The following is a 25,154-nucleotide window of genomic DNA, read 5'->3' as shown; positions in this document are numbered from 1 at the left end:
CGAGGGAGGCATGACTCATGGCTGACTCGATCTCGCTGAAAAAACTGGTCACCCGCCTGCTCGGCGTGGTGGTGGCGATGTTTGTCTTCGGCTTTGCCCTGGTGCCGATCTACGACGTGATGTGCAAGGCCTTCGGCATCAACGGCAAGACCGCCGGGCAGTACGAGGGCGAGCAGGTGGTGGACAGTTCGCGGCAAGTTCGCGTGCAGTTTCTGTCGACCAACAACATCGACATGCCGTGGGAGTTCTACCCAAAACACGATGAGTTGACCGCCAACCCCGGCGCGGTCAACGAGATGATTTTCGTCGCGCGCAATCCCACCGACAAACCGATGAGTGCGCAAGCCGTGCCGAGCATCGCGCCGAGCAATGCGGCGGCGTATTTCCACAAGACCGAATGCTTTTGCTTTACCCAGCAGGTGCTGCAGCCGGGTCAGCAGATCGAGATGCCGGTGCGTTTCATCGTTGACCGCGACATGCCCAAGGACGTGAAGCACCTGACGCTGTCCTACACGCTGTTCGATATCACCGCCCGACATCCTCCGGTGGCTGCAAACACTGGCGGTTAAGCGTGCCCGATAAGGAGAACAATAAATGGCAACTCATGAGCACTATTACGTCCCGGCCCAGAGCAAATGGCCGATCATCGCCACCTTCGGCATGGTCATCACCGTGTACGGCCTGGCGACCTGGTTCAACGATCTGAAGGCCGCGCGCCCGGAATCCCACGGCCCGTACATCTTTTTCGTCGGCGGACTGTTGCTGGCGTACATGCTGTTCGGCTGGTTCGGGGCGGTGATCAAGGAAAGTCGCGCCGGGCTGTACAGCCCGCAGCTCGATCGCTCGTTCCGCTGGGGCATGAGTTGGTTCATCTTTTCCGAGGTGATGTTCTTCATCGCCTTCTTCGGTGCGCTGTTCTACGTGCGGCATATTTCCGGCCCGGCGCTGGGGGGCGAAGGGCCGAAAGGCATCGCCCACATGCTCTGGCCGAACTTCCAGTTCACCTGGCCGCTGCTGCACACGCCTGACCCGAAACTGTTCCCGCCGCCCAAAGAAGTCATCAGCCCGTGGGGCCTGCCGCTGATCAACACGATTCTGCTGGTCAGTTCCAGTGTGACCATCACCATCGCCCACCATGCCTTGAAGAAGGGCCATCGCGGCGCGCTGAAAATCTGGCTGGCGATCACCGTGCTGCTGGGCTGCGGCTTCCTCGCCTTGCAGGCCGAGGAATACATGCACGCCTACCACGAACTGGGCCTGACCCTGGGTTCGGGCATCTACGGCGCGACGTTCTTCATGCTCACCGGTTTCCACGGTGCCCACGTGACCATCGGCACGATCATTCTGTTCGTGATGCTGATGCGCATCATGAAGGGCCATTTCGATGCCGAGCATCAGTTCGGCTTCGAGGCGGCGAGCTGGTACTGGCACTTCGTCGATGTGGTGTGGATCGGCTTGTTCATCTTCGTTTATGTGCTTTGAGCACTGATCACCAAGGCGCGTGCGACACCAATTGGCCGCTGTAGAAGCCCCAGGCAATCAAGCCGACGGTGGCAGCGGCCAGGGCCACCCGAACACTCAAGGCGATTACCAGACGATTGGAGCTGCTGTCGTCCTTGACCAGGAAAAACAGGCCGCTGAACAGGCTGATCACCGTGGCAATCAGCAGCACGACAATGGCTGCTTTGAGCATGGGAAGAACTCCGGGGGACAGGCGATGCAGTTGAGTATAGCGATCGCGACGACTGACTTTGTGGCGCGGCCATGAAGCGCTTCCGCCCGGGCGTGATACCGACCGTGGTGGTGGCGCTGTTGCTGCCGTTGCTGGTGTCGCTGGGTTTCTGGCAGCTCGGTCGGGGCGCGGAGAAAACCGCCCTGCTCGCCAGTTACGCCGAACGCCGCGCGGCCGAGCCGATGGCCAGCAGCGAATTGCTGCACAGCGCCGACCCGGCCTTTCGCCGCGTTCATCTATATGGTCAGTTCGATAGCGCTCACAGCCTGCTGCTGGACAACCGTCAGCGTAACGGCAAGGTCGGCATCGAGTTGCTGCAACCGTTTCAGGATCGGGCCAGCGGCCTGTGGCTGCTGGTCAATCGCGGCTGGCTGGCTTGGCCGGACCGCCGCGTTACCCCGCAATTCAAAACCCCGGCCGATGCCGTGAATATCGATGCCTGGGTGTACGTCGCCCCCGGCGCGACCTTCCAGTTGCACGCCGACCCCGCCAGCAGCACCTGGCCGCAAACCGTCACCGCCGTCGAGCCGGCCAAGCTGTGGAAAACCCTCGAACGCGACGGCTTCGCCTACGAACTTCGCGCCGAACCCGGTCCCGCCAGTTACGAGGCCGACTGGCCGGTGGTGGCCATGGGTCCGGAAAAACACCTTGGATACGCCGTGCAGTGGTTCGCCATGGCCACCGCCCTGCTCGGTCTCTACCTCTACCTTGGATTGCACAACGCAAAGGAGAACCACCATGGGAACGGCCATGAATCCACCCAGCATGTCTGAGGCGAAAACCCCGGCCACCCGCCGCCGTGGGCGGATCCAGCTGTTGCTGATTGTGCTCGGCGTAGTCGGCCCGATGATTCTCGCCACCGGCATGTACAAATTGCAGTTCTGGGTGCCGGAAGGCCGCAGCTATCACGGCGAACTGATCGGCAATGGCCAGACCCGCGCCGACCTCGGCGTGCAGGCCGATGAGCAACGCTGGCAGATGCTGGTCACCGCACCGAAGGACTGCGCGGTGGACTGCCAGCAACTGGTGTACCTCGCCCGGCAGATCCAGATCGGCCTCGGCCGGGATGCCGGGCGCGCCAGCCACGCCCTCGCCGCTGCACAGCCGCTGAGCGCCGACTACGAAGCCAAGCTGACCCGCGAATACCCGCAGCTGCAACGCTACCCGCTGGACAGCGCAGCGTTGAGCAAGGCCACCGGCGACAAGGCCACACCGCAACTGTGGATCATCGACCCGCACGGCAACCTGGTACTGCGCTACGAGCCGAGCGTGAAGGGCAAGGATCTGCTCAACGACCTGCGCCACCTGCTGAAACTGTCGAACATCGGATAAGGGCATCGTCATGGCCAAACCTGGATTTCGCCTCGCGCTGTTTGCCACCCTGCTGGCACTGATCGTCGTGCTGCTCGGCGCCTACACCCGCCTGACCCACGCCGGCCTCGGCTGTCCGGACTGGCCGGGCTGCTACGGCTTTATCAGCGTGCCGAAAAGCGAAGCCCAACTGGCCCATGCCGAACTGCATTACCCCGACTCGCCGGTGGTGGCGCACAAGGGCTGGAACGAGATGATCCACCGCTACTTCGCCGGCACTCTCGGCCTGCTGATTGCGATTCTGGCCGGGCGTGCCTGGGTCAATCGTGGTCATCCGGGACAGCCGCTGAAGCTGCCGCTGTTTCTGCTGGCAGTGGTGTTCGCGCAAGCGGCATTCGGCATGTGGACGGTGACGCTCAAGCTCTGGCCGCAAGTGGTCACCGGGCATTTGCTCGGCGGTTTTGCGACCTTGAGTTTGCTGTTCCTGCTGACGTTGAGGCTGTCCGGCGTGCTGCCGGCGCTGACCGTGCCCAAGCGCTTGCAGTATTGGGCGACGGCGGGGTTGTTGCTGGTGATCGGCCAGATCGCGCTCGGTGGCTGGGTCAGCTCCAACTACGCGGCGGTGGCCTGCATCGACTTCCCGACCTGCCACGGTCAATGGCTGCCACCGGCGGACTTTGCCAACGGCTTTCACCTGACCCAGCACATCGGCCCCAATTATCTCGGCGGCCAACTCGACAGCGATGCACGCACAGCGATTCACCTGACCCACCGCATCGGCGCGCTGCTGGTGACGCTGGTGCTGCTCGGCTTGGCCTGGCAACTGAAAGCCGTCGGCATGACACGTTTGGCCGGGCTGGTCGTCATCGCCCTCGCTGCACAAATCACCCTCGGTATCAGCAACGTATTGTTCCATCTGCCGCTGCCGGTGGCCGTGGCGCACAACGCCGGTGGCGCCGCGCTGCTGCTGAGCATGGTGCTGGTCAATTATCACGCGCGCACCAGTCTGGTCCGGGTCAAACAGCCGGTGCTTGCGCGCTGGCGCCTCAGCCCGCGTAAACACGTGGCGGCGCCCATCACCATTAAAGGAGAAACGCCATGGCGCTTCTGATCGGCGAACGCCCCGCGCAAGCACTGTGGCGTGACTATCTGGAGCTGACCAAGCCGAAAGTGGTAGTGCTGATGCTGATCACCTCGCTGGTCGGCATGTTCCTCGCGACCCGCGCCGGAGTGCCGTGGACGGTGCTGGTGTTCGGCAATCTGGGGATTGCGTTGTGTGCTGGCGGCGCGGCGGCGGTGAATCATGTGGTCGACCGGCGCATCGATGCGGTGATGGCGCGCACGCACAAACGGCCATTGGCCGAGGGCCGGGTTTCGCCGGCAGCGGCGCTGACCTTTGCGCTGGTGCTGGCCCTGCTCGGGCAGGCGATGCTGCTGACGTTCACCAATCCGCTGACCGCGTGGCTGACCCTCGCTTCGTTACTCGGCTACGCGGTGATCTACACCGGCTTCCTCAAACGCGCGACGCCACAGAACATCGTCATCGGCGGTCTTGCCGGCGCCGCCCCTCCGCTGCTCGGCTGGACCGCCGCTACCGGCCATGTCAGCGCCGAACCGTTGCTGCTGGTGCTGATCATCTTCGCCTGGACCCCGCCGCATTTCTGGGCGCTGGCGATTCATCGCAAGGAGGAATACGCCAAGGCCGACATCCCGATGCTGCCGGTGACCCACGGCGAGCACTACACCAAGGTGCACATTCTGCTGTACACCTTCGCGCTGCTCGCGGTGAGCCTGCTGCCGTATGTGATCCACATGAGCGGCATGCTCTACCTGATCTGCGCCCTCGCCCTCGGCGCAAGGTTTCTGCAATGGGCCGTGGTGCTGTACCGTGGCACTCGGCCGCACGCGGCGATCAACACCTTCAAGTACTCTATTTATTACTTGTTCCTGTTGTTCATCGCCCTGCTCGTAGACCACTACTTACTGTTGAACCTATGACTCGAACCCAGAAAACCGTCTTCATCCTCGTCGCCGTGATCGCGCTGATCCTGGGACTGACCGTCAACAAAGTACTGAGCGGCAAGGGCCAGGGCGATCCCACCGCGCTGATCGACGCCGGCATCATCCTGCTGCCGCAGAGCCGCACCCTGCCGGGCGTGACCATGACCAATCAGGACGGCCAACCGGTCGCCATTGATGAGTTGAAAGGCAAGTGGAGCCTGCTGTTCTTCGGCTACACCTTCTGCCCGGACATCTGCCCGACCACCCTCGCCCAACTGCGCCAGATCAAGAGCGAGTTGCCCAAGGATGCTGTGGATAAACTGCAGATCGTGCTGGTCAGCGTCGACCCGAACCGCGACAACCCGCAGCAGCTGAAACAGTACCTGGGCTACTTTGATCCGCAGTTCGTGGGCCTGACGCCGAAGTCGATCGAAGAGCTGCAGAAAGTCGCCAACGCGGTGAGCATTCCGTTCATTCCGGCCGATACCAGCAAGCCGAATTACACCGTCGACCATAGCGGCAATCTGGCGGTGATCGGGCCGGATGGGACGCAGCGCGGGTTTATTCGTGCGCCGTTGAACAACGCCAAACTGGTTGCGCAGCTGCCAGTAATGCTCAACCGTAAATAGCCAAGATCAAAAGCCACCCCTCACCCTAACCCTCTCCCGGAGGGAGAGGGGACTGACCGAGGGATGCTGACGAAATACGCCGACCTGTAAGTCCTTTGCCGAATCCATAATCGACCCAATCTTTCAGGTCGATGTACAACGCAAGACACCTCGGTCGGCTCCCTCTCCCTCCGGGAGAGGGCTGGGGTGAGGGGCAAATACACAGCAGGTCCAAAACCGAACACTCGGCCACAAAAAAGGGGACGCCATTGGCGTCCCCTTTTCATTGCAGCAATCTGTATCAGAACGCCGGCAATACCGCGCCTTTGTACTTCTCGGTGATGAATTTCTTCACTTCCGGGCTGTGCAGCGCAGCCGCCAGTTTCTGCATCGCGTCGCTGTCCTTGTTGTCCGCACGGGACACCAGGATGTTCACGTACGGCGAGTCGTTGCCTTCGATCACCAGCGCATCCTTGGACGGATCGAGCTTGGCTTCCAACGCGTAGTTGGTGTTGATCAGCGCCAGATCGACCTGGGTCAGCACGCGCGGGATGGTCGCGGCTTCCAGTTCACGGATTTTCAGGTCTTTCGGGTTCTGCGCGATGTCTTTCAGGGTCGACAGGATGTTGGTCGGATCCTTCAGGGTGATCAGGCCGGCCTTGGCCAGCAGCAACAGCGCGCGGCCGCCGTTGGTGGCGTCGTTCGGAATCACCACGTTGGCGCCGCTTGGCAGGTCCTTCAGATCCTTGATCTTGTTCGAGTACGCGCCCAGCGGCTCCAGATGCACGCCGGTCACCGCCACCAGGCTGGTGCCCTTGGCCTTGTTGAACTCATCGAGGTACGGCTGGTGCTGGAAAAAGTTGGCGTCCAGGCGCTTCTCGGCCACCTGTACGTTCGGCTGAATGTAGTCGGTGAAGACCTTGACCTTCAGATCCACGCCTTCCTTGGCCAGGGCCGGCTTCACGAACTCGAGGATTTCCGCGTGCGGCACCGGGGTGGCGGCAACGGTCAGGGTTTCGGCGTGGGCCGAAAAAGCGGCTACGGCAGCGAAAGCAGCGATCAGTTTTTTCATTCAGCTAACTCCTTTTCAAAGCGCCCGTGTGGCGCCTGCCAGCGAATGGCCGGCTCATTTCTTGATTACAAAAACCGGTTATTTGCGCGAGAAATGCACGACCAGACGGTCGCCGACCATTTGCAGCACTTGTACCAGAATCAGCAGCAACACCACGGTGACGATCATCACGTCAGTCTGGAAACGCTGGTAGCCGAAACGGATCGCCAGGTCACCCAGACCACCGGCGCCGACCACACCGGCCATTGCCGTGTAGGACACCAGAGTAATCGCGGTCACCGTAATCGCGGCGAAGATGCCTGGACGGGCCTCCGGCAGCAAGGCGTTCATGATGATCTGCCGGGTGGTCGCCCCCATCGATTGAGTGGCTTCGATGATGCCGCGATCGACTTCACGCAGCGCGGTTTCCACCAGACGCGCGAAAAACGGAGTCGCACCCACCACCAGCGGCGGAATCGCACCGGCCACGCCCAGCGAAGTGCCGGTGATCAGCACGGTGAACGGAATCATCACGATCAGCAGAATGATGAACGGCAGCGAACGCAGGATGTTCACCGCCAACGACATGAAGGCGTAGAAGCCACGGTTTTCCAGCAACTGACGCGGGCTGCAGAGGAACAGCAGCACGCCCAGCGGCAGGCCGAGCAATACGGTGAACAGCAGCGAACCACCGAGCATCAGCAGGGTGTCGCCGGTGGCCAGCCAGATTTCCAGCCAATCGATGTTTTCGAAGAAAGCCTTGAGCATTTCCATTAACGCAGCACCTCCATATGAACGTCAGCGGCGGTGAAGCGGGCGAAAGCCGCTTCCATGTCGCCACCGGTGACGGCGAGGGTCAATTGCCCGTAAGGAATGTCTTTGATGCGGTCGATGCGACCGGCGAGGATGCTGTAGTCGACCCCGGTTTCCCGGGCAACGGTACCGAGCAACGGCGCGTAGGTCGCTTCGCCCTGGAAGGTCAGACGCACGATGCGACCCGGTACGTGAGCGAAGTCATCGCGCTGTTCGCTTTCGTCGATCTGCTCGCTTTCCTGGACGAAACGCTTGGTGGTCGGGTGCTGCGGATGCAGGAACACATCGGCCACCGAACCTTGCTCGACGATCACCCCGGCGTCCATCACTGCCACCTGATCGCAGACCCGACGGATCACATCCATCTCGTGGGTGATCAGGACGATGGTCAGCTTCAGTTCACGATTGATCTCGGCCAGCAGTTGCAGAACCGACGCGGTGGTCTGCGGGTCGAGGGCGCTGGTGGCCTCGTCGCACAGCAGAATTTTCGGCTTGGTCGCCAGGGCGCGGGCGATGCCGACACGCTGTTTCTGGCCGCCGGACAGCTGCGCCGGATACTTTTTGGAGTGATCAGACAGACCGACCCGCGCCAGCAATTCGGCGACGCGCTGATTGATCTCGCTGCTCGACAGTTCGCCGGCCAGGGTCAGCGGCAGCGCGACGTTGTCGGCCACGGTCTTGGAAGCGAGCAGGTTGAAGTGTTGGAAGATCATCCCGACCTGCTGGCGGAAACGGCGCAGGCCGTTGGCGTCCAGCGCGGTGACTTCTTCGCCGTCGACGATGATCTTGCCGCCGCTGGAGTCTTCCAGGCGATTGATCAGACGCAGCAGGGTACTTTTTCCCGCACCGGAATGGCCGATCAGGCCGAAGACCTGACCGTTTTCAATCGAAAGACTGGTCGGGTGCAGGGCGGGGATGTCCTTACCGGCGACGCGGTAAGTTTTGTGGACGTTTTGAAACTCGATCACGTAGCGAACCTTGTGGGGCGCGTTAGAAAAGGATCAGCGGTTAGCCGGGCGCGCATTTTAGCCTGTCCGTATAGAGGTTCTTAGCATTTATTTCGCAATTAACCTTCGATTTGGCAATAACAAGATCAAAGGTCATAAAAAAGGAACGCTCGTTCCTGCTCATTGGTCACTAGTTCAGCGACTTGAAACCCTGGGTAACCGTGCCCGGAAACGCTCAAGAGTCCCCGTGGAAACGGGGTCAACCGAGGAGTTTACGTCTGATGAGCAGCAAGAAACCTACCACCGACAAAAGCCAGCTGGCCGGAACCGATACCAAGGATCGCGCCAACACCAACGCCAAACTCGACAGCCTGGAGAAGTTTCGCTCCGACGCTACCGGCCAGGCCCTGCGCACCAATCAGGGGGTGAAGGTCGCCGATAACCAGAATACCCTCAAGGCCGGCCCGCGCGGGCCGTCGTTGCTGGAAGACTTCATCATGCGTGAGAAAATCACGCACTTTGACCATGAACGCATTCCGGAGCGCATCGTCCATGCCCGCGGTACGGGCGCTCACGGTTTCTTTCAGGCCTACGAGAACCATTCGGCGCTGACCAAGGCCGGTTTCCTGCAGGACCCGGGGAAAAAGACTCCGGTGTTCGTGCGCTTTTCCACGGTGCAGGGGCCGCGTGGTTCCGGCGATACCGTGCGTGACGTGCGCGGTTTCGCGGTGAAATTCTTCACCGACGAAGGCAACTTCGACCTGGTCGGCAACAACATGCCGGTGTTCTTCATTCAGGACGCGATCAAGTTTCCCGACTTTGTCCACGCGGTGAAACCCGAGCCGCACAATGAGATCCCGACCGGCGGCTCGGCCCACGACACGTTCTGGGACTTTGTCTCGCTGGTGCCGGAATCGGCGCACATGGTGATCTGGGCGATGTCCGACCGGGCGATCCCGAAAAGCCTGCGCAGCATGCAGGGCTTTGGCGTGCACACCTTCCGCCTGATCAATGCCGAGGGCAAATCACGCTTCGTCAAATTCCACTGGCGCCCGACCGCTGGCACTTGCTCGCTGGTGTGGGACGAGGCGCAGAAGCTCGCCGGTAAAGACACCGACTACCACCGTCGCGATCTGTGGGAAGCCATCGAGATGGGCGACTACCCGGAATGGGAGCTGGGCGTACAGATCATCGAGGAGGAAAACGAACACGACTTCGATTTCGACATCCTCGACCCGACCAAGCTGATCCCCGAAGAAATCGTGCCGATCACCCCGCTGGGCAAGATGACCCTGAACCGCAACCCGGACAACTTCTTCGCCGAGACCGAGCAGGTCGCGTTTTGCCCGGGCCACATCGTGCCCGGCATCGACTTCTCCAATGACCCACTGCTGCAAGGCCGGCTGTTTTCCTACACCGATACGCAAATCAGCCGACTGGGTGGGCCGAACTTTCATGAGCTGCCGATCAACCGCCCGGTCGCACCGTTCCACAACGGCCAGCGCGACGCGCAGCACCGCACGGTGATCGACAAGGGTCGCGCTTCCTATGAGCCGAACTCGATTGATGGCGGCTGGCCGAAGGAAACCCCACCGGCGGCTAAAGACGGCGGCTTCGAGAGTTATCCGGAACGCATCGATGCGAACAAGATCCGCCAGCGCAGCGAGTCGTTCAGCGATCACTTCTCGCAAGCACGGCTGTTCTTCAAGAGCATGAGCGAGCACGAGAAGGAACACATCATTGCCGCTTACAGTTTCGAGCTGGGCAAGGTCGAACGTGAGTTCATCCGTGCACGGCAGGTGAATGAGATTCTCGCCAACATCGACCTGGAACTGGCTAAACGTGTGGCGGCCAACCTCGGATTGCCAGCGCCGAGCAAAGGCACGGTCGAGGTGCGCAAGACTTCGTTCGATCATTCGCCGGCGCTGAGCCAGGCGAATCTGCTGCCAGAGGACATCAAAACTCGGAAAGTGGCGATTCTTGCCGCTAACGGCGTCGATGGTGCGGCGATCGATGCGATGAAGAAGGCCTTGGCTGCACAAGGTGCGCACGCCAAGCTGCTCGGCCCGACGTCGGCACCGGTGAAGACTGCCGACGGCAAAGCCCTGCCAGTGGACGCCTCCATGGAAGGCATGCCTTCAGTGATCTTCGATGCGGTGTTCGTGCCCGGTGGCGCGGCGTCGATCAAGGCGTTGAGCGCTGATGGCGTGGCGCTGCACTACCTGCTGGAGGCGTACAAGCACCTGAAGGCGATTGCGCTGCACGGCGATGCCAAGCAGTTGCAGGATCTGCTGAAGCTAGAGGCGGATGCAGGGTTGCTGCAGGGCAAGGATGTGCCGGGATTGACCAAGCCGTTCTTTGCGGCGATCGGGCAGCATCGGGTTTGGGCGCGGGAGCCTAAGGCCAAGGCCATTCCAGCCTAAAGCAAAAGATCGCAGCCTTCGGCAGCTCCTACAGGGTTTACTTGCACCTGTAGGAGCTGCCGGAGGCTGCGATCTTTTAGGGTTTGGCTGGAATCAAAACCATCTGCGCCGGCACGGTGCGCAGGATCTGCTTTTCAATCTTCAGCTCGAAATCCGGATTCAATTTCTTCACACGTTTTTTCAGCAACGTCGCCAGCCAAGGGTAATCCTGAGTCCGCGGCGCCTGAATGCTCACAGCACACTCGTAATTCACCACATCGGCGGCGATCGCATCCAGTTGCCGGCGAAGTTTGCGGCTGTCGTTGATGTTCAACGCCACTGTGGTGCTTTCGGCAGTCGGATCAATGACCTTGGCTTTCGGTTTGGCCTCGGCCGCCAGCAGCGCCGCTTCGGCTTTTTCCAGCTCGGCTTTGCGCGCTTCGGTGATGGCGCCATTGACGCCACCGGTCAGCGCCGGGGCTTTGGGCATCAGGGCGCGGGCGCGGCTCAGCGCGGTGGCTGCCGCATTCACATCACCTTTCTGCAATACGATCTGGCTGCGGCGCAAGTAGGCTTCGGCCAGCTGGCGCTGGTATTGCTCAAGGGACTGATCGTTGGGGTTCTGTGCCTGCAAGGCGGCCAATTGGTCTTCGGCGGTGGCCAGTTCGCTGCTGGCCAGGCTTTGCTCCAGCTGTGCGATGGCCGTGGCCCGCGCGTCGGGGGCTTCGGCCACCGGCGGCGTGCTTTGGCAGGCGCCCAGCAGCACGGAAAATGCGACAAGGAGCAGATAACGGGAGGCGAACGGCTTCATTCCTGCGACTCTCTAATTGCGCAAAAAGCGAGCAAGTCTACACCCCTCGACGGGGCAGAACAAAACTCAGCAGAAACAGTGCGGCCGCCGTCACAACGATGGACGGCCCCGCCGGGGTGTCCTTGAACCATGACAGCGCCAGCCCGCCACACACCGCGAGCATGCCCAGCAGGCTCGCGCCCAGCGCCATCTGCTCCGGCGAACGGGCGTGACGTTGTGCCGCAGCCGCCGGGATGATCAGCAGCGAAGTGATCAGCAACACACCGACGATTTTCATCGCCACCGCGATCACCACCGCAATCAACAGCATCAGCGCCATGCGCAGGCCCGCTACCGGCAGACCTTCGACCTTGGCCAATTCTTCATGCACGGTGATCGCCAGCAGCGGTCGCCACAGCGTCACCAACAACACCAGCACTGCCGCGCTGCCGCCGAGGATCCACGCCAGGTCGGTCGGACTGATCGCCAGCAGGTCGCCGAACAGATAGGCCATCAGGTCGATCCGCACTTCATGCATGAAGCTTAGTACCACCAGGCCAAGAGAGAGCGTGCTCGGTGCAAGAATCCCCAACAGCGTGTCGGAGGCCAGCGGTTGACGCTGCTGCAAGGTCACCAGCAACACTGCCAGCAGCAGGCAGCCGACGGTCACCGCGACCGTCGGGCTGACATCCAGCAGAAAGCCCAGCGCCACGCCCAGCAACGCGGCGTGGGACAGGGTGTCGCCGAAGTAGGCCATGCGCCGCCAGACCACAAACGAACCAAGCGGCCCGGCGACCACCGCCAGTGCCAGACCTGCAAGCAGGGCATACAACAGAAAATCAGCCATGCTTGCAGTGGTCTCCGTGAACGTGGGTGTGGCCCGCACCGGGCGCCTTGACCACCGAACCGTGCAGGTCATGGGCGTGGTCGTGATGGTGGTGATAGATCGCCAGGCTCGGCGCATTTTTGCCGAACAGCTCGACGAACGCCGGATCGCCGCTGACCTGCTCGGGGTGCCCGGAGCAGCAGACGTGACGATTCAGGCACACCACCTGATCGGTGGTGCTCATGACAAGGTGCAAATCGTGGGACACCATCAGCACGCCGCAGCCGTGACGGTCACGCAGGCGAGTGATCAGGCTGTACAGCTCGGCTTGCCCGGCGACATCGACGCCTTGCACCGGCTCGTCCAGCACCAGCAGCTCAGGCTCGCGCAACAGCGCCCGGGCCAGCAACACACGCTGCATTTCGCCGCCGGAAACACTTTGCACCGGGCTGTCGATGACGTGTTCGGCACCGACTTCTTTCAGCGCCGCCAACGCGCGCGGGCGGTCTACACCGGGCACCAGGCGCAGGAAGCGCAGCACCGACAGCGGCAAGGTCGGGTCGACGTGCAGCTTTTGCGGCATGTAGCCAACGCGCAGTTTCGGCTTGCGCCAGACGCTGCCGCTGTCCGGCTTCAGCAGCCCGAGTACGGCGCGCACGAGGGTGGTCTTGCCGGCGCCGTTGGGGCCGATCAGGGTGACGATCTGCCCCGGCTCGACGCTCAGCTCAATGTTGTCGAGCACGGTCTGCCCGGCAAACGTGACAGCAACGTGCTGAAGACGGATCAACGGGTTGCTCATCAAGCCCCCTGGCAACCGGCGCACAGGCCGACCACTTCGACGGTCTGCGCTTCGACAATGAACCCGACGTCTTTGGCGCTGTGGATAATCGCGTCGCTGATGGCTTTTTGTTCCAGCTCGATTGCGGCGTGGCACTCGCGGCAGATCAGGAACTGGCCCTGATGCGCATGCTCCGGATGCACACAGCCAACGAAGGCGTTGAGTGAAGAGATGCGGTGCACCAAACCGTTTTCCAGCAGGAAATCCAGCGCGCGGTATACGGTTGGCGGCGCGGCGCGACGGCCGTCCTGCTCGCTCAGTACCGCGAGAATGTCATAAGCGCCCAGTGGCTTGTGGCTCTGCCACACCAGTTCCAGCACCCGCCGGCGCAGCGCAGTCAGGCGCAGGCCTTTCTGGGCGCACAAGGTATCGGCCTCGGTCAGTGCGCTGTGCACGCAATGAGAGTGGTCGTGGGGACGGCTGGCAATCGGTGTAATAGGCATGGGCGGCGACGAGTTTTGATAGAGACGTTATTATGTTACCCGTTCTCGCCTCCTTGAGTGGTCATCGTGTCCCGACTTTTTTCTGTTTTTGTGGCTTTTGTCGCCAGTTTTCTGCTGATCGGTTCGGCTCAGGCCGAGGTCAAGGTTCTCACCAGCATCAAACCGTTGCAGTTGATCGCTGCAGCGGTCCAGGACGGTGTGGCCATCCCGGAAGTGCTGCTGCCGCCGGGTGCTTCGCCGCATAACTACGCACTACGCCCGTCCGACGTGCGCAAGGTGCAATCGGTGGACCTGCTGTACTGGATCGGCCCGGACATGGAAGGTTTCCTGCCGCGTGTGCTGAACGGTCGAACGCTGCCGAGCGTCGCCGTGCAGGATCTGCCGGGCATGAAATTGCGCCGCTTTGCCGAAGACAGCCATTCCCACGCCGAAGACGCCGACGAGCATGATCACGATCATCGTCCGGGTACGCTGGACGCGCATTTGTGGCTATCGCCGGTCAACGCCCGAGTCATTGCCGGGAAAATGGCTGCCGACCTCAGCGCTGCCGATCCGGCCAACGCCGAACGCTATCAGCGCAACGCCAAGGCCTTCGATGAGCGTCTCGATGCGTTGGACGCGCGGCTGAAGCAGCGCCTGGCCAGCGTTGAAGGCAAGCCGTATTTCGTATTCCACGAAGCCTTCGACTATTTCGAAGATGCTTACGGCCTGAAACACACTGGCGTGTTCAGCGTGGCCGCCGAAGTGCAACCGGGCGCGCAACATGTCGCCGCGATGCGCAAACGCCTGCAGGAAGTGGGCAAGACCTGTGTGTTCAGCGAACCGCCACTGCGTCCACGCCTGGCGGAAACCCTGGTGGCGGGCCTGCCGGTGAAGCTGGCGGAGCTGGATGCGCTGGGTGGCTATACGCAAGCGACCGCTCAGGGGTATGAGCAGGTACTGGAGAAGTTGGGCAACGATTTGGCCGGCTGCCTGGAATCGTTGTAGCAACGCAAAACCTGTGGCGAGGGAGCTTGCTCCCGCTTGAGTGCGCAGCACTCACAAAAATCAGGCTGATTGCCAGAATTTTGGGGCTGCTTCGCAACCCAGCGCGAGCAAGCTCGCTCGCCACAATTTAAAGCGCGAACGGTAGAGGGGTGCTGACCTGCTGCCGCTGCGCCAACCGCAACTCAAATTCCCGTGGATCATGAATCAGCACGTCCTGCCCGGCAAACTGCTCGGCGGCGATCAACCGTGACAGCCAGAACCGCACACAGGCCACGCGCAGCATGGTCGGCCAGAGTTCAGCTTCAGCCGCAGTGAACGGACGCAGCGCCGCATAAGCGCCAAGGAATGCGCGGGCACGCGGACCATCAATCAGGCCATCCTCGTCCGAACACCAGTCATTCAATGCGATCGCCACGTCGTAGAGCATCGGCCCCGAGCAGGCGTTGTAAAAATCGATCAACCCGGTCAGGTGCGTGCCTTCGAACATCGCATTGTCGCGGAACAGATCGGCATGAATGTTCGCCCGTGGCAACGCAAGAATTTTGTCTTTCTGCAGGGTGATTTCATCCAGCGCCTTGTGCAGCAGCGCACGCGGCTCGTCACTCAAGTGCGAGAGGAACTCGTTACCCTCCTCCAGCATCCAGTCCAGGCCACGATCGGTCTTGCGCTTGATCATGCGCTCGCCCTGGGTCGCCAGGTGCAGATGCGCCTGCAACTCACCGACCTGCGCGCAATGCTGGGCGTTGGCGACCTTGATGTGCTTGCCGGACAGCCGTGGTTGCAGCAGCGCCGGCTTGCCCTTGAGCTCACGCAATGCCACGCCGTCAGTGGTGCGCAGCGCGTAGGGCACCGGCAGATCAGCCTCGTGCAACACGTCGAGCAGGTCGATGAAGAACGGCATTTCCTGCACCGGCCCACGTTCGACCAGGGTCAGGACGAATTCGCCCTGCTCCAGGCTGATAAAGAAGTTGGTGTTTTCGCTGCCGGCGGCGATCCCCTGGAAATCAAGCAGACGGCCAAGCCCGTAAGGGGCAAGAAAGGTTTCCAGCTCTGGCCGAGCCAGGGGGGTGAACACAGACATGGTTAAAAACTGCTCAGTTCGGGCGCCGCGATCAAGCGGCGCCGATTAAAAAGTCAGGAATCTTACTTCCAGGTAAAGATTTCCCACGACGGAATCAGCATATCCGGCTGGTCAGAACGGATGTAGTTCACGTCCGAACCATCGGCGCGCACCAGGAAATACGGTTTGCCGCCCTTCGGCGTGACCTTGATCGCATACACGAAGCCACTGCGGCTGTATTCCTGAATGACCTTGTCGCCCTCGGTGTGCGTGTTAATGGTAACTTCCGGCTCCTTCGACGGCGCATCATCCGCCGCCATCGCGGCCAATGGTGAGACAGCAATCAAACCGACCAGCAGCAAGCGATTTAACGTACGCATGATAACCTTGTCCCTTTGTCGTCAACGGTCCCGCTATTCTAGCGCCGGGCCCGCCGAAAAGGTTGATTCTGCTCATGAGCCAAGCCCCCCTCGTCCTGGTGGACGGTTCGTCTTACCTGTACCGCGCTTTCCATGCACTGCCACCGCTGACCACCTCCAAAGGCCTGCCGACCGGTGCGGTCAAAGGTGTGCTGAACATGCTCAAGAGTCTGCGCAAGCAGTATCCGGACAGCCCGTTCGCCGTGGTTTTCGATGCCAAGGGCGGGACGTTTCGCGATGAGATGTACGCCGAATACAAGGCCAATCGCCCCAGCATGCCCGACGACATGCGCGTGCAGATCGAGCCGCTGCACCAGAGCGTGATTGCTCTCGGCTTCCCGCTGTTGTGCGTGGAGGGCGTCGAGGCAGACGACGTGATCGGCACCCTCGCCCGCAGCAGCGCGGCAGCCGCTCGCCCGGTGATCATCTCCACCGGCGACAAGGACATGGCGCAACTGGTCGACGGCCACATTACCTTGGTCAACACCATGTCCGGTAGCTCGATGGACGTTGAGGGCGTAAAGGAGAAATTCGGCGTCGCTCCGGAGCAGATCATCGATTATCTGGCACTGATGGGCGATTCTTCCGACAACATCCCGGGCGTTCCCGGCATCGGCCCGAAGACCGCGTCCGGCCTGCTGGTCGGCGTTAACGGCGGCCTCACCGAGCTTTATGCAAACCTCGACATCGTCCCGACCCTGCCGATTCGCGGGGCCAAGACTCTGCCGGCCAAGCTTGAAGAGCACAAGGAGATGGCCTTCCTCTCCTATCAACTGGCTACCATCAAGGTCGACGTGCCGCTGGACATTGGCCTCGATGACCTGCAAATGGGCCCGGAAGACCCGGCCAAGCTCTACGAGCTGTACACCCTGCTGGAATTCAAGAGCTGGCTGAATGACCTCGATCGCGACGCCAAGCGCCAGGAGCTGAGCGCGGCCACAGAGCCTGCGTCGGCTGGCGATCTGTTTAGCGCGCCGCCAGCCGAAGTGCCCGCCGCCCCTGCTGAAGCCGCTTACGAAACCATCCTCGATCAGGCGCGTTTCGATGTCTGGCTGGAAAAACTGAACAACGCCAAGCTGTTCGCCTTCGACACCGAAACCACAGGCATCGACGCGCAGCAGGCGCAACTGGTCGGCCTGTCGTTCGCGGTGCAGGCCAACGAAGCGGCGTACATCCCGCTGACCCATTCCTACATCGGCGTGCCCGAGCAACTGGATCGCGACACTGTGCTGCGCGCGCTGAAGCCGATCCTGGAAGACCCGAACAAACTCAAGGTCGGCCAGCACGCCAAGTTCGACATGAACATTCTGGCCAACTGCGCCATTGGCGGCGATCAGAGCCAAGGCATCAATGTGCGCGGGATTGCCTTCGACACCATGCTTGAGTCCTACGTACTCAACTCCACCGCCACCCGCCACGACATGGACAGCCTTGCGCAGAAGTACCTGGATCACACCACTGTGAGTTTTCAGGACATCGCCGGCAAAGGCGCCAAACAGCTGACCTTCGACCAGATCGCTCTGGAGCAGGCCGGCCCGTATGCCGCCGAAGACGCCGACATCACCCTGCGTCTGCACCAGACCCTGTTTGAAAAACTCAGCGCGATCCCGAGCCTGGCCAGCGTGCTGACCGACATCGAAATCCCGCTGGTACCGGTGCTGGCGCGCATCGAGCGTCAGGGCGCGTTCGTCGACGCTGAACTGCTCGGCATCCAGAGCATCGAGCTGGGTAACAAAATGGTCGCACTGGAGCGCGAAGCGTTCGAGATCGCCGGCGAAGAATTCAACCTCGGCTCGCCGAAGCAGTTGGGCGTAATCCTCTACGAAAAACTCGGCCTGCCGGTGCTGAAGAAAACCGCCAAGGGCCAACCATCGACCGCCGAGGAAGTGCTGGCGAAACTCGCCGAAGACGATCATCGACTGCCAAAAGTGCTGATGGAGCATCGCTCCATGAGCAAGCTGAAAAGCACTTACACCGACCGCTTGCCGGAGCAGATCAACCCGCGCACCGGACGTATCCACACGTCGTACCATCAGGCTGTGGCGTCCACCGGACGCTTGTCTTCCAGCGATCCGAACCTGCAGAACATTCCAGTGCGCACCGCTGAAGGCCGCCGCATTCGCCAGGCTTTCGTCGCGCCGAAAGGCTACAAATTGCTGGCGGCGGACTATTCGCAAATCGAACTGCGGATCATGGCCCACTTGTCCAAGGACGAAGGCTTGATGAACGCCTTCCGCAACAATCTGGACGTGCACACCGCCACCGCTGCCGAAGTATTCAAGGTCGAGCTCAACGAAGTGACCTCCGACCAGCGCCGTGGCGCCAAGGCGATCAACTTCGGCCTGATCTATGGCATGGGCGCGCAGAAGCTCGGCAAGGACATCGGCGTCGACACCAAGACCGCCAAGGCCTACATCGACACCTACTTCGCCCGCTACCCGGGTGTGCGCGAATACATGGAGCGCACCCGTAAGCAGGCTGCGGATCAGGGTTACGTCGAGACCTTCTTCGGTCGACGCCTGTACCTGCCGGAAATCAACTCGAACAAGCCGCAGGAACGCGCCGCCGCCGAACGCACGGCGATCAATGCGCCGATGCAAGGCACCGCGGCCGACATCATCAAGAAAGCCATGGTGGCGGTGGATAACTGGCTGACAGCGTCCGGGCTGGACGCCAAGGTCATCCTGCAGGTGCACGACGAACTGGTGCTGGAGGTTCGCGAGGATCTGGTTGAGCAGGTGAGTCAGGAAATCCGCCTGCATATGAGCGAAGCGGCGAAACTGGATGTACCGTTGCTGGTGGAAGTCGGCGTCGGCAACAACTGGGATGAGGCGCACTAAGGGCTCTGGACCGGGCGTTTGCCGCGACACACTGTCGCGGCAAACGGCTGTATAGGGCTTATATCGAATCGCGCTTGGGGTTATTCCAAAGCTTTTTGAAAAAAATCTGAACTAATCTGACAACTCACTACTCAGAGATACTGAATGGCTGGTGAAGCCCTTCGATGCTCCTATGTTGTGTTAAGTGTTGGCAGATATCTGAACCCCGCCCTAGCGGTTCGGAACTTAAACCCCGGAACTTCTCCCTCCCCATATGAAGTCCGGGGCTTTTTTTGCCCCAAAACTGCCTATGGCGCAGCCATGCTGCGTTAAAAGCGCAACAAAAAATGCTCATTTAGGTCCCCTAAACTCCGCTTTTTTGTCGCACTTTTGCCTTGCCTGGCAGCACCACAGACAGTTTTGAAAACTTCTTATTCAGCTGTTGTTTCCGAACCCTTGTCCGCGAGTTCCATCCAGCCTGCCAACACAGTGTAGGCCTCTTCCAGGCCCATGCGTTTGGGCGCGGAGAACAGCTGGATCGTCACCTGATCACCCCAGCCCTTGCGGATTTCCGACTGCACCTTGAGCAGCGTGTTCTTGGCGGCACCGTAGGTCAGTTTGTCGGCCTTGGTCAGCAGAATGTGCATCGGCATGCCGGCGGCAACGGCCCAGTCGAGCATCAACAGGTCGAAGTCGGTCATTGGATGACGGATGTCCATCATCAGAATCAAACCCTTCAAACTCTCGCGGCCACCGAGGTACGCCTCAAGGTGACGCTGCCAGTGTTGCTTGAGCGGGATCGGTACTTTTGCATAACCGTAGCCCGGCAGGTCGACCAGACGCCGTTCATCGTCTAGCTTGAAGAAGTTCAACAGCTGTGTGCGACCCGGAGTTTTCGAGGTGCGCGCCAGGCTGGCGTGAGTCAGGGTGTTCAGCGCGCTGGATTTACCGGCGTTGGAACGACCGGCGAACGCCACTTCGAAGCCTTCGTCGTCAGGGCATTGATCGACTTTGGCGGCACTGAGCATGAACGTGGACTGTTGGCACAGGCCGAGGATGGGATTCTTGAGTTGCATGGGATTTCCGATGTGGGCGGCGCCGGGATTGGGCGCGGAACGCGGTGTCGCTTCCGTTTCAGTGACGCCAGTATATAATGCCGCAGATTTTGTGTGTGCTTTGTCCCAGCGAAGGATGAAGTTCACGAGAGCCAAAGACCTTGATTGCGCATCAGAACGCAGAACGCTCTCAACCCTGAAAAGGTCGTTTTATGACGAAATGGCTGCTGGCTGCCGGAGTCCTGATACCGCTTTGCGGCGCACAGGCTACACAGGAACCGGAAGCCGTGTACAACCGTGTTTGTGGTGCCTGTCATTCCGGCCAACTACCCATGGCGCCCGAAAGAGGCGATCAGGCAGCTTGGACGCCGAGGTTGGCGAAAGGTATGGAGACGCTGGTGCAACACGTGACCCAGGGTTTCAAGGCGATGCCGCCGCGTGGTTTGTGCATGGACTGCAGTGCCGAGGATTACCAGGCCATCATCCTTTGGATGAGCGAGAGTAAACCCGGTCCATAACTCTTAACCCTTAGCCGTAGTTGGATTAGCTGATGAACAAATTGATCGTGAGTCTGCTGTTGACCGTGGGAATCTCCGGCATCGCCCATGCTGCAGGTGATGCAGCAGCCGGCCAGGCAAAAGCTGCCGTGTGCGGAGCCTGCCATGGCCCGGACGGGAACAGCATGGCACCCAACTTCCCGAAACTGGCCGGTCAAGGTGAACGTTACCTCGACAAGCAGTTGCACGACATCAAGTCGGGCAAACGCCAGGTTCTGGAAATGACCGGCCTGCTGACCAACCTGAGCGATCAGGACCTGGCCGATATTGCCGCCTACTTTGCCAGTCAGAAGGGCAGCGTCGGCGCCGCCGATCCAAAAATCGTCGCCCGTGGTGAAGCCCTGTTCCGTGGCGGCAACCTGGACAAAGGCCTGCCAGCCTGCACCGGCTGCCACTCGCCGAACGGTGCCGGCAACGCCGCCGCCGGCTTCCCGCACCTGGGAGGCCAACACGCTCAATACATCGCCAAACAGCTGACCGACTTCCGCAAGGAAGAAGGCGGTCGCGCCAACGACGGCGATTCCATGCCGATGCGCACCATCGCACGCAAACTCAGCGACGAAGACATTGCTGCGGTCGCCAGCTACATTCAGGGCCTGCACTAACCGCCCTGCATCGAGCGTTACCGGTGATGGACATCTCCTGCAACGTTAACGCTCGATTAATCCGTCGCAGCAAGTATAAAAAGGGTGGCTTTGGCCGCCCTTTTTTGTGGCCGCTGCCGTTACACTACAGAACTCATGCCCGCCAGGATCTGTCTGAAAACAGGTCGCGCGAGGCGACCAAAATTGTCCAGGAGTAAAGCATGCGTAATCTGATCATCAGCGCCGCTCTCGTCGCTGCCAGCCTGTTCGGCGTGACCGCCCAGGCCGCCGAAGCACCCGCTGCCCCTTATGTCGAACTGGCCAACCCGGTGCCGGTGGCAGAGCCTGGCAAGATCGAAGTCGTGGAGCTGTTCTGGTACGGCTGCCCGCATTGCTACGCGTTCGAGCCGGTGATCAATCCCTGGGTTGAAAAACTGCCGTCCGACGTCAACTTCGTGCGCATTCCTGCCATGTTCGGCGGCCCGTGGGATGCTCACGGCCAAATGTTCCTGACCCTGGAAGCGATGGGCGTCGAGCACAAGGTTCACGCTGCGGTATTCAATGCGATCCAGAAAGAACACAAGAAGCTGACCGACAAGAACGACATGGCTGACTTCCTCGCCACACAAGGCGTGGACAAGGACAAGTTCCTCGCCACCTTTGACTCGTTCGCGATCAAAGGGCAGATCGTCAAGGCGCGTGAGCTGGCCAAGAAATATGAAATCACTGGCGTGCCAACCATGATCGTCAACGGCAAATACCGCTTCGACATCGGCTCTGCCGGTGGTGCGGAAGAAGCCTTGAAGCTGGCTGATCAACTGGTCGCCAAAGAGCGAGCGGCCAACAAGGCAGCTGCCAACTAAGCGCGGTCATTGCCATGCGCCGCTGGGGCACTGAACGCATCGTTGGCCTGCATGATCCACAGGTCAACGAGCATCACCTGGAGTCCACGGGCCTGCCCGCAGACCATCGTCTGCGCTTGCTCAGCTTCAACATCCAGGTCGGCATCAGCACCGAACGCTATCGGCATTACCTGACCCGCAGCTGGCAGCACCTGCTGCCGCACACCGGGCGCTCAGGCAATCTGCAGAAGATCGGCGACCTGCTTGGCGACTTCGACCTGGTCGCCCTGCAGGAAGCCGATGGCGGCAGCCTGCGCTCAGGCTACGTCAATCAGGTCGAACACCTGGCCCACCTCGGCGCCTTCCCTTACTGGTATCAACAACTCAATCGCAACCTCGGCCGGCTGGCCCAGCACAGCAATGGCGTGCTCAGCCGACTGAAACCGTGGGCGATCGAAGACCATCCGCTGCCGGGCCCGAAAGGTCGCGGCGCAATCCTGCTGCGCTTTGGCGAAGGCCCGGAAGCGCTGGTGGTGGTGATGATGCACCTGGCCCTCGGCGCCCGGGTGCGCAGCCTGCAACTGGCCTACATTCGGGACCTGATCGGTGGCTACAAGCACCAGGTATTGATGGGCGACATGAACACCCACGCCAGCGATCTGCTACAACAGTCACCGTTACGCGATCTCGGCCTGCTGGCCCCGCAGATGCAAGCCACGTTTCCCAGCTGGCGGCCGCAGCGATGCCTGGATCATATTTTACTCAGCCCGACCCTGACCCTGGAAAAGGTCGAAGTGCTGGCCCAACCCATTTCCGATCACCTGCCGGTCGCGGTAGAGATTCGTCTGCCGGGTTCGCTCACGGCCGATGCATTGCCCGCGTTGAATCCTGCCCCTCGCGGAACCCCTGAATGAGCGACGACGCCCAGCGCTGGAAAGAGAAGTACCTCAAAAGTATCGAACAGCAGGACAAGCTCGAACGGCGCTGGGCCGCCCGGCTCGACTTGCTGCGCCGCGGTCTGGTACGCAGTACGCTGGCCGCTGAAGGCACCGACAAGGTTGTTGATCAGTGCATGAAAGAGATGCGCGACGTGGTGCGCACCGACGACATGGATGCCGGTCTCGCCGCCCTGCTGCCGCGCCTGGAGAAAGCCGTACTCGACTCCGAGCAGCGCCGCGAGACCCGCATTGATCAGGTCAGCACCGCGTTGACCGCGCTGGTTACCCAACTGCAAGCGTTGCCGCTGCCGCGGGAAGTCGCCCAGCCGCTGAAGAAATTCGCCAAGCAACTGGACAGTCGGGTCGGTCAGGCGCGGGAAATGCCGTTGCTGTTGAGCGAACTCAGCGGTTTGCAGGGCAAAGCGTTGAGCCAGCTGGAAACCCCACCCGCGCCGGACCGCCCGGGCTTTCTGCAACGCCTGTTTGGTAATCGCGAAGCCGAAGAAACGCCAGGGCCGCCAGGCCCGGAGCAAGCTCAAGCGCCTGCGCCAATATCAGCGCCGCCCTCAGCCAACACTGAACCTGATGTCAAGCCCGCACAGACGCCAACAGGCGAACCGACTCCGGCACCGGTCAGCGCCGCGCCGCTGTTGCAGCCGGCAGAGGCAAGCCCTCAACAGGCAGCTGCAGCGCAACCGCAGGCCGAATCGCCTGTGGTTTCGTTTGTGCCGCCGGTCATTGCCATCGAGACGGCGCCCGAACCACTGCCTGAACTCAAACCGCCCCTCGAACCTCTGGCCCTGCCGCTTGCGCCACCAGCCCTCACTGCGGCGATCAACCCTGACGAGTTGATCCACCCGGGCGACGCCCCGGCCCCCTTGCTCCTCGACAGCCTGCCCCTGCCCGCCCCGATTGCCCAAGCCTTGGCTGCCATCGATCCGGAGCAGCCCGAGCAAGACATTCTCTACGCCCTGCCCGATTCGCCGGAGCCTTCCTACAGCTCGGTGGCCAAACACATCGAAGACACGCTGATCGGGCTGCTCGACGACCTAACCTTGCCAGAGCGCCATCGCCCGCAAGCCGAGGCCATGCGTGATCGCTTGAAAAATGGCCTGAACTGGTACGAACTCCTGCCCATTCTCGACGACCTTGCCACCTTGATGCTGGCAATCACCGACAGCGGCCAACACGAATTCGAAGCCTATCTGCAGCGGCTCAACGAACGCCTCGAAGCATTCCAGAGCAATTTGCAGGCCGCCAGCGAGGGCCATGCCGACAACAGCTCGGCAGCCCGGGCGATGGACACGCAGATTCGCGAGCAAGTCGACGGCTTGCAAACCAGCGTGCAGGAAGCGGCTGATCTGGATGATCTGAAGCGAGTGCTGGAGAACCATCTCGAAGGCCTGCTCGGTACCATGGATCAGCATCAGCAACAACGCGATGCCCGCGAGCAGGAAGTGGCGGCACGTCTCAAAGGCCTGGCCGAACGTGTAGCGCACATGGAGCAGGAAGCCCTGGGCTTTCGCGAACATCTGGAAGAACAGCGACAGAAAGCCCTGATCGACCCGTTGACCGGCCTGCCCAACCGCGCTGCCTGGAGCGAACGGCTGGAACACGAGATCAGGCAATGGCAACAACACGGCAACACCTTGAGCCTGGCGATGCTCGACCTCGATCATTTCAAGCGCATCAACGACAACTACGGCCATCTGGCGGGCGACAAGGTATTGAAAATCATCGCCACGGTGCTGCGCAAACGTCTGCGTGGGGCGGATTTCATTGCTCGCTTCGGCGGAGAGGAATTCGTTTTGCTGCTGCCAGCCACCACGCCGGCCGTCGGCGCCAAATTGCTGGAAACCCTGCGGGCGGCCATCGAAGCGTGCCCGTTTCACTTCAAGGGTGAACGAGTGACGATCACCATTTCCATGGGACTGGCGTCGTTCAAGCCGGGAGAACACAGCGATCTAGTGCTTAAAAGAGCCGATCAGGCGCTGTACCGGGCGAAAAACGGCGGACGTAACCGGGTCGAACTGGGCTGAGCAAGTTGTTCCATTTTGTTTAAATCAGCCCGTCAGGCGTCGATACGCAAGGCAGTACGTTACACTGTTGCATTATTGTCTTGCGCGTACTG

At 61.1% G+C, this 25,154-nt stretch carries 26 protein-coding genes; 15 read left to right on the top strand and 11 right to left on the bottom strand.

Features of this window, described 5'->3' with window-relative positions:
• The first annotated feature begins 17 nt into the window (after positions 1-17).
• Both OC71_RS23010 and OC71_RS23005 read left to right on the top strand, forming a co-directional pair.
• Entirely contained in the window at positions 18-569 is a 552-nt protein-coding gene (locus OC71_RS23010; protein ID WP_041073722.1) for a cytochrome c oxidase assembly protein, read from the top strand.
• A gap of 25 nt (positions 570-594) precedes the next feature.
• On the top strand, positions 595-1,482 hold the full coding sequence (locus tag OC71_RS23005) for a cytochrome c oxidase subunit 3 (RefSeq protein ID WP_041073720.1): 888 nt from the start codon (positions 595-597) through the stop codon (positions 1,480-1,482).
• A gap of 7 nt (positions 1,483-1,489) precedes the next feature.
• On the opposite strand, the gene OC71_RS23000 is transcribed toward OC71_RS23005, so the two are convergent.
• Positions 1,490-1,693, bottom strand: coding sequence for a twin transmembrane helix small protein (locus tag OC71_RS23000; protein ID WP_041073718.1), 204 nt, complete (start codon positions 1,691-1,693; stop codon positions 1,490-1,492).
• Between the two features lie 71 nt (positions 1,694-1,764).
• On the opposite strand from OC71_RS23000, the gene OC71_RS22995 reads away from it, so the two are divergent.
• Genes OC71_RS22995 through OC71_RS22975 form a run of 5 tightly spaced genes read left to right on the top strand, consistent with a single transcriptional unit; the run spans position 1,765 to position 5,673 of the window.
• Positions 1,765-2,505, top strand: coding sequence for an SURF1 family protein (locus OC71_RS22995; RefSeq protein WP_041073716.1), 741 nt, complete (start codon positions 1,765-1,767; stop codon positions 2,503-2,505).
• Positions 2,471-3,064: a hypothetical protein gene (locus OC71_RS22990; RefSeq protein ID WP_041073714.1), complete on the top strand. Its 594-nt coding sequence runs from the start codon at positions 2,471-2,473 to the stop codon at positions 3,062-3,064. Before OC71_RS22995 ends, OC71_RS22990 begins: the two co-directional genes overlap by 35 nt.
• 10 nt (positions 3,065-3,074) lie before the next feature.
• On the top strand, positions 3,075-4,154 hold the full coding sequence (locus OC71_RS22985) for a heme A synthase (RefSeq protein ID WP_041073712.1): 1,080 nt from the start codon (positions 3,075-3,077) through the stop codon (positions 4,152-4,154).
• Positions 4,142-5,041, top strand: coding sequence for a heme o synthase (gene cyoE, locus OC71_RS22980; protein ID WP_041073710.1), 900 nt, complete (start codon positions 4,142-4,144; stop codon positions 5,039-5,041). The genes OC71_RS22985 and cyoE overlap by 13 nt, the downstream gene beginning before the upstream one ends.
• A complete protein-coding gene (locus OC71_RS22975; RefSeq protein ID WP_007962772.1) occupies positions 5,038-5,673 on the top strand; it encodes an SCO family protein in 636 nt (211 codons plus the stop codon). Before cyoE ends, OC71_RS22975 begins: the two co-directional genes overlap by 4 nt.
• A gap of 280 nt (positions 5,674-5,953) precedes the next feature.
• On the opposite strand, the gene OC71_RS22970 is transcribed toward OC71_RS22975, so the two are convergent.
• From OC71_RS22970 to OC71_RS22960, 3 genes are all read right to left on the bottom strand, one after another.
• Complete coding sequence (locus OC71_RS22970) at positions 5,954-6,724, bottom strand: MetQ/NlpA family ABC transporter substrate-binding protein (protein WP_041073708.1); 771 nt, start codon at positions 6,722-6,724, stop codon at positions 5,954-5,956.
• 78 nt (positions 6,725-6,802) lie between these two features.
• Positions 6,803-7,477, bottom strand: coding sequence for a methionine ABC transporter permease (locus OC71_RS22965; protein ID WP_041073706.1), 675 nt, complete (start codon positions 7,475-7,477; stop codon positions 6,803-6,805).
• Positions 7,477-8,484, bottom strand: a complete 1,008-nt coding sequence (locus OC71_RS22960) for a methionine ABC transporter ATP-binding protein (protein WP_041073705.1) — start codon at positions 8,482-8,484, stop codon at positions 7,477-7,479. The genes OC71_RS22965 and OC71_RS22960 overlap by 1 nt, the downstream gene beginning before the upstream one ends.
• Positions 8,485-8,744: 260 nt before the next feature.
• Here OC71_RS22960 and katE point away from each other — a divergent pair, with 260 nt between their 5' ends.
• Positions 8,745-10,886: a catalase HPII gene (gene katE / locus OC71_RS22955; protein ID WP_041073703.1), complete on the top strand. Its 2,142-nt coding sequence runs from the start codon at positions 8,745-8,747 to the stop codon at positions 10,884-10,886.
• Positions 10,887-10,962: 76 nt separating this feature from the next.
• Here katE and OC71_RS22950 read toward each other — a convergent pair whose 3' ends face one another.
• Genes OC71_RS22950 through OC71_RS22935 form a run of 4 tightly spaced genes read right to left on the bottom strand, consistent with a single transcriptional unit; the run spans position 10,963 to position 13,762 of the window.
• Complete coding sequence (locus tag OC71_RS22950; RefSeq protein ID WP_041073701.1) at positions 10,963-11,676, bottom strand: PA5502 family lipoprotein; 714 nt, start codon at positions 11,674-11,676, stop codon at positions 10,963-10,965.
• Between the two features lie 37 nt (positions 11,677-11,713).
• Positions 11,714-12,502, bottom strand: a complete 789-nt coding sequence (znuB, locus tag OC71_RS22945) for a zinc ABC transporter permease subunit ZnuB (RefSeq protein WP_041073699.1) — start codon at positions 12,500-12,502, stop codon at positions 11,714-11,716.
• Positions 12,495-13,280, bottom strand: a complete 786-nt coding sequence (znuC, locus tag OC71_RS22940) for a zinc ABC transporter ATP-binding protein ZnuC (RefSeq protein ID WP_041073697.1) — start codon at positions 13,278-13,280, stop codon at positions 12,495-12,497. Before znuC ends, znuB begins: the two co-directional genes overlap by 8 nt.
• The gene (locus tag OC71_RS22935) at positions 13,280-13,762 is read right to left on the bottom strand and encodes a Fur family transcriptional regulator (protein WP_041073695.1); all 483 of its coding nucleotides are present in this window, start codon (positions 13,760-13,762) and stop codon (positions 13,280-13,282) included. Before OC71_RS22935 ends, znuC begins: the two co-directional genes overlap by 1 nt.
• A 66-nt stretch (positions 13,763-13,828) precedes the next feature.
• On the opposite strand from OC71_RS22935, the gene OC71_RS22930 reads away from it, so the two are divergent.
• Entirely contained in the window at positions 13,829-14,749 is a 921-nt protein-coding gene (locus tag OC71_RS22930; protein WP_084234271.1) for a zinc ABC transporter substrate-binding protein ZnuA, read from the top strand.
• A 127-nt stretch (positions 14,750-14,876) separates the two neighbouring features.
• Here the strand turns inward: OC71_RS22930 and OC71_RS22925 are convergent, their stop codons facing one another.
• Positions 14,877-15,830 carry a homoserine kinase gene (locus tag OC71_RS22925; RefSeq protein ID WP_041073691.1) on the bottom strand — a complete coding sequence of 318 codons (954 nt, stop codon included), beginning with the start codon at positions 15,828-15,830 and terminating at the stop codon, positions 14,877-14,879.
• A 62-nt stretch (positions 15,831-15,892) separates the two neighbouring features.
• Complete coding sequence (locus OC71_RS22920) at positions 15,893-16,189, bottom strand: DUF2782 domain-containing protein (RefSeq protein ID WP_041073689.1); 297 nt, start codon at positions 16,187-16,189, stop codon at positions 15,893-15,895.
• A 74-nt stretch (positions 16,190-16,263) separates the two neighbouring features.
• Between OC71_RS22920 and polA the strand changes: the two genes are divergently transcribed.
• Positions 16,264-19,068: a DNA polymerase I gene (polA, locus tag OC71_RS22915; protein ID WP_041073687.1), complete on the top strand. Its 2,805-nt coding sequence runs from the start codon at positions 16,264-16,266 to the stop codon at positions 19,066-19,068.
• A 410-nt stretch (positions 19,069-19,478) separates the two neighbouring features.
• Here polA and yihA read toward each other — a convergent pair whose 3' ends face one another.
• Positions 19,479-20,123, bottom strand: a complete 645-nt coding sequence (yihA, locus tag OC71_RS22910; protein WP_041073685.1) for a ribosome biogenesis GTP-binding protein YihA/YsxC — start codon at positions 20,121-20,123, stop codon at positions 19,479-19,481.
• 191 nt (positions 20,124-20,314) lie between these two features.
• On the opposite strand from yihA, the gene OC71_RS22905 reads away from it, so the two are divergent.
• The 5 genes from OC71_RS22905 (at position 20,315) to OC71_RS22885 (ending at position 25,062) form a co-directional block, all read left to right on the top strand.
• Positions 20,315-20,620 carry a cytochrome c5 family protein gene (locus OC71_RS22905; RefSeq protein WP_041073683.1) on the top strand — a complete coding sequence of 102 codons (306 nt, stop codon included), beginning with the start codon at positions 20,315-20,317 and terminating at the stop codon, positions 20,618-20,620.
• Positions 20,621-20,652: 32 nt separating this feature from the next.
• Positions 20,653-21,264: a cytochrome c gene (locus tag OC71_RS22900; protein WP_041073681.1), complete on the top strand. Its 612-nt coding sequence runs from the start codon at positions 20,653-20,655 to the stop codon at positions 21,262-21,264.
• Between the two features lie 200 nt (positions 21,265-21,464).
• On the top strand, positions 21,465-22,106 hold the full coding sequence (locus OC71_RS22895; protein WP_007962741.1) for a thiol:disulfide interchange protein DsbA/DsbL: 642 nt from the start codon (positions 21,465-21,467) through the stop codon (positions 22,104-22,106).
• Between the two features lie 14 nt (positions 22,107-22,120).
• Positions 22,121-22,999, top strand: a complete 879-nt coding sequence (locus tag OC71_RS22890; protein ID WP_041073679.1) for an endonuclease/exonuclease/phosphatase family protein — start codon at positions 22,121-22,123, stop codon at positions 22,997-22,999.
• Positions 22,996-25,062 carry a diguanylate cyclase gene (locus OC71_RS22885; RefSeq protein WP_041073677.1) on the top strand — a complete coding sequence of 689 codons (2,067 nt, stop codon included), beginning with the start codon at positions 22,996-22,998 and terminating at the stop codon, positions 25,060-25,062. The genes OC71_RS22890 and OC71_RS22885 overlap by 4 nt, the downstream gene beginning before the upstream one ends.
• Positions 25,063-25,154: the final 92 nt, after the last annotated feature.

Source organism: Pseudomonas sp. W15Feb9B (assembly GCF_000828175.1).
In the GTDB taxonomy this organism is placed as follows: Bacteria; Pseudomonadota; Gammaproteobacteria; order Pseudomonadales; family Pseudomonadaceae; genus Aquipseudomonas; species Aquipseudomonas parakoreensis.
This window is presented reverse-complemented; position numbering and strand designations above follow the sequence as displayed.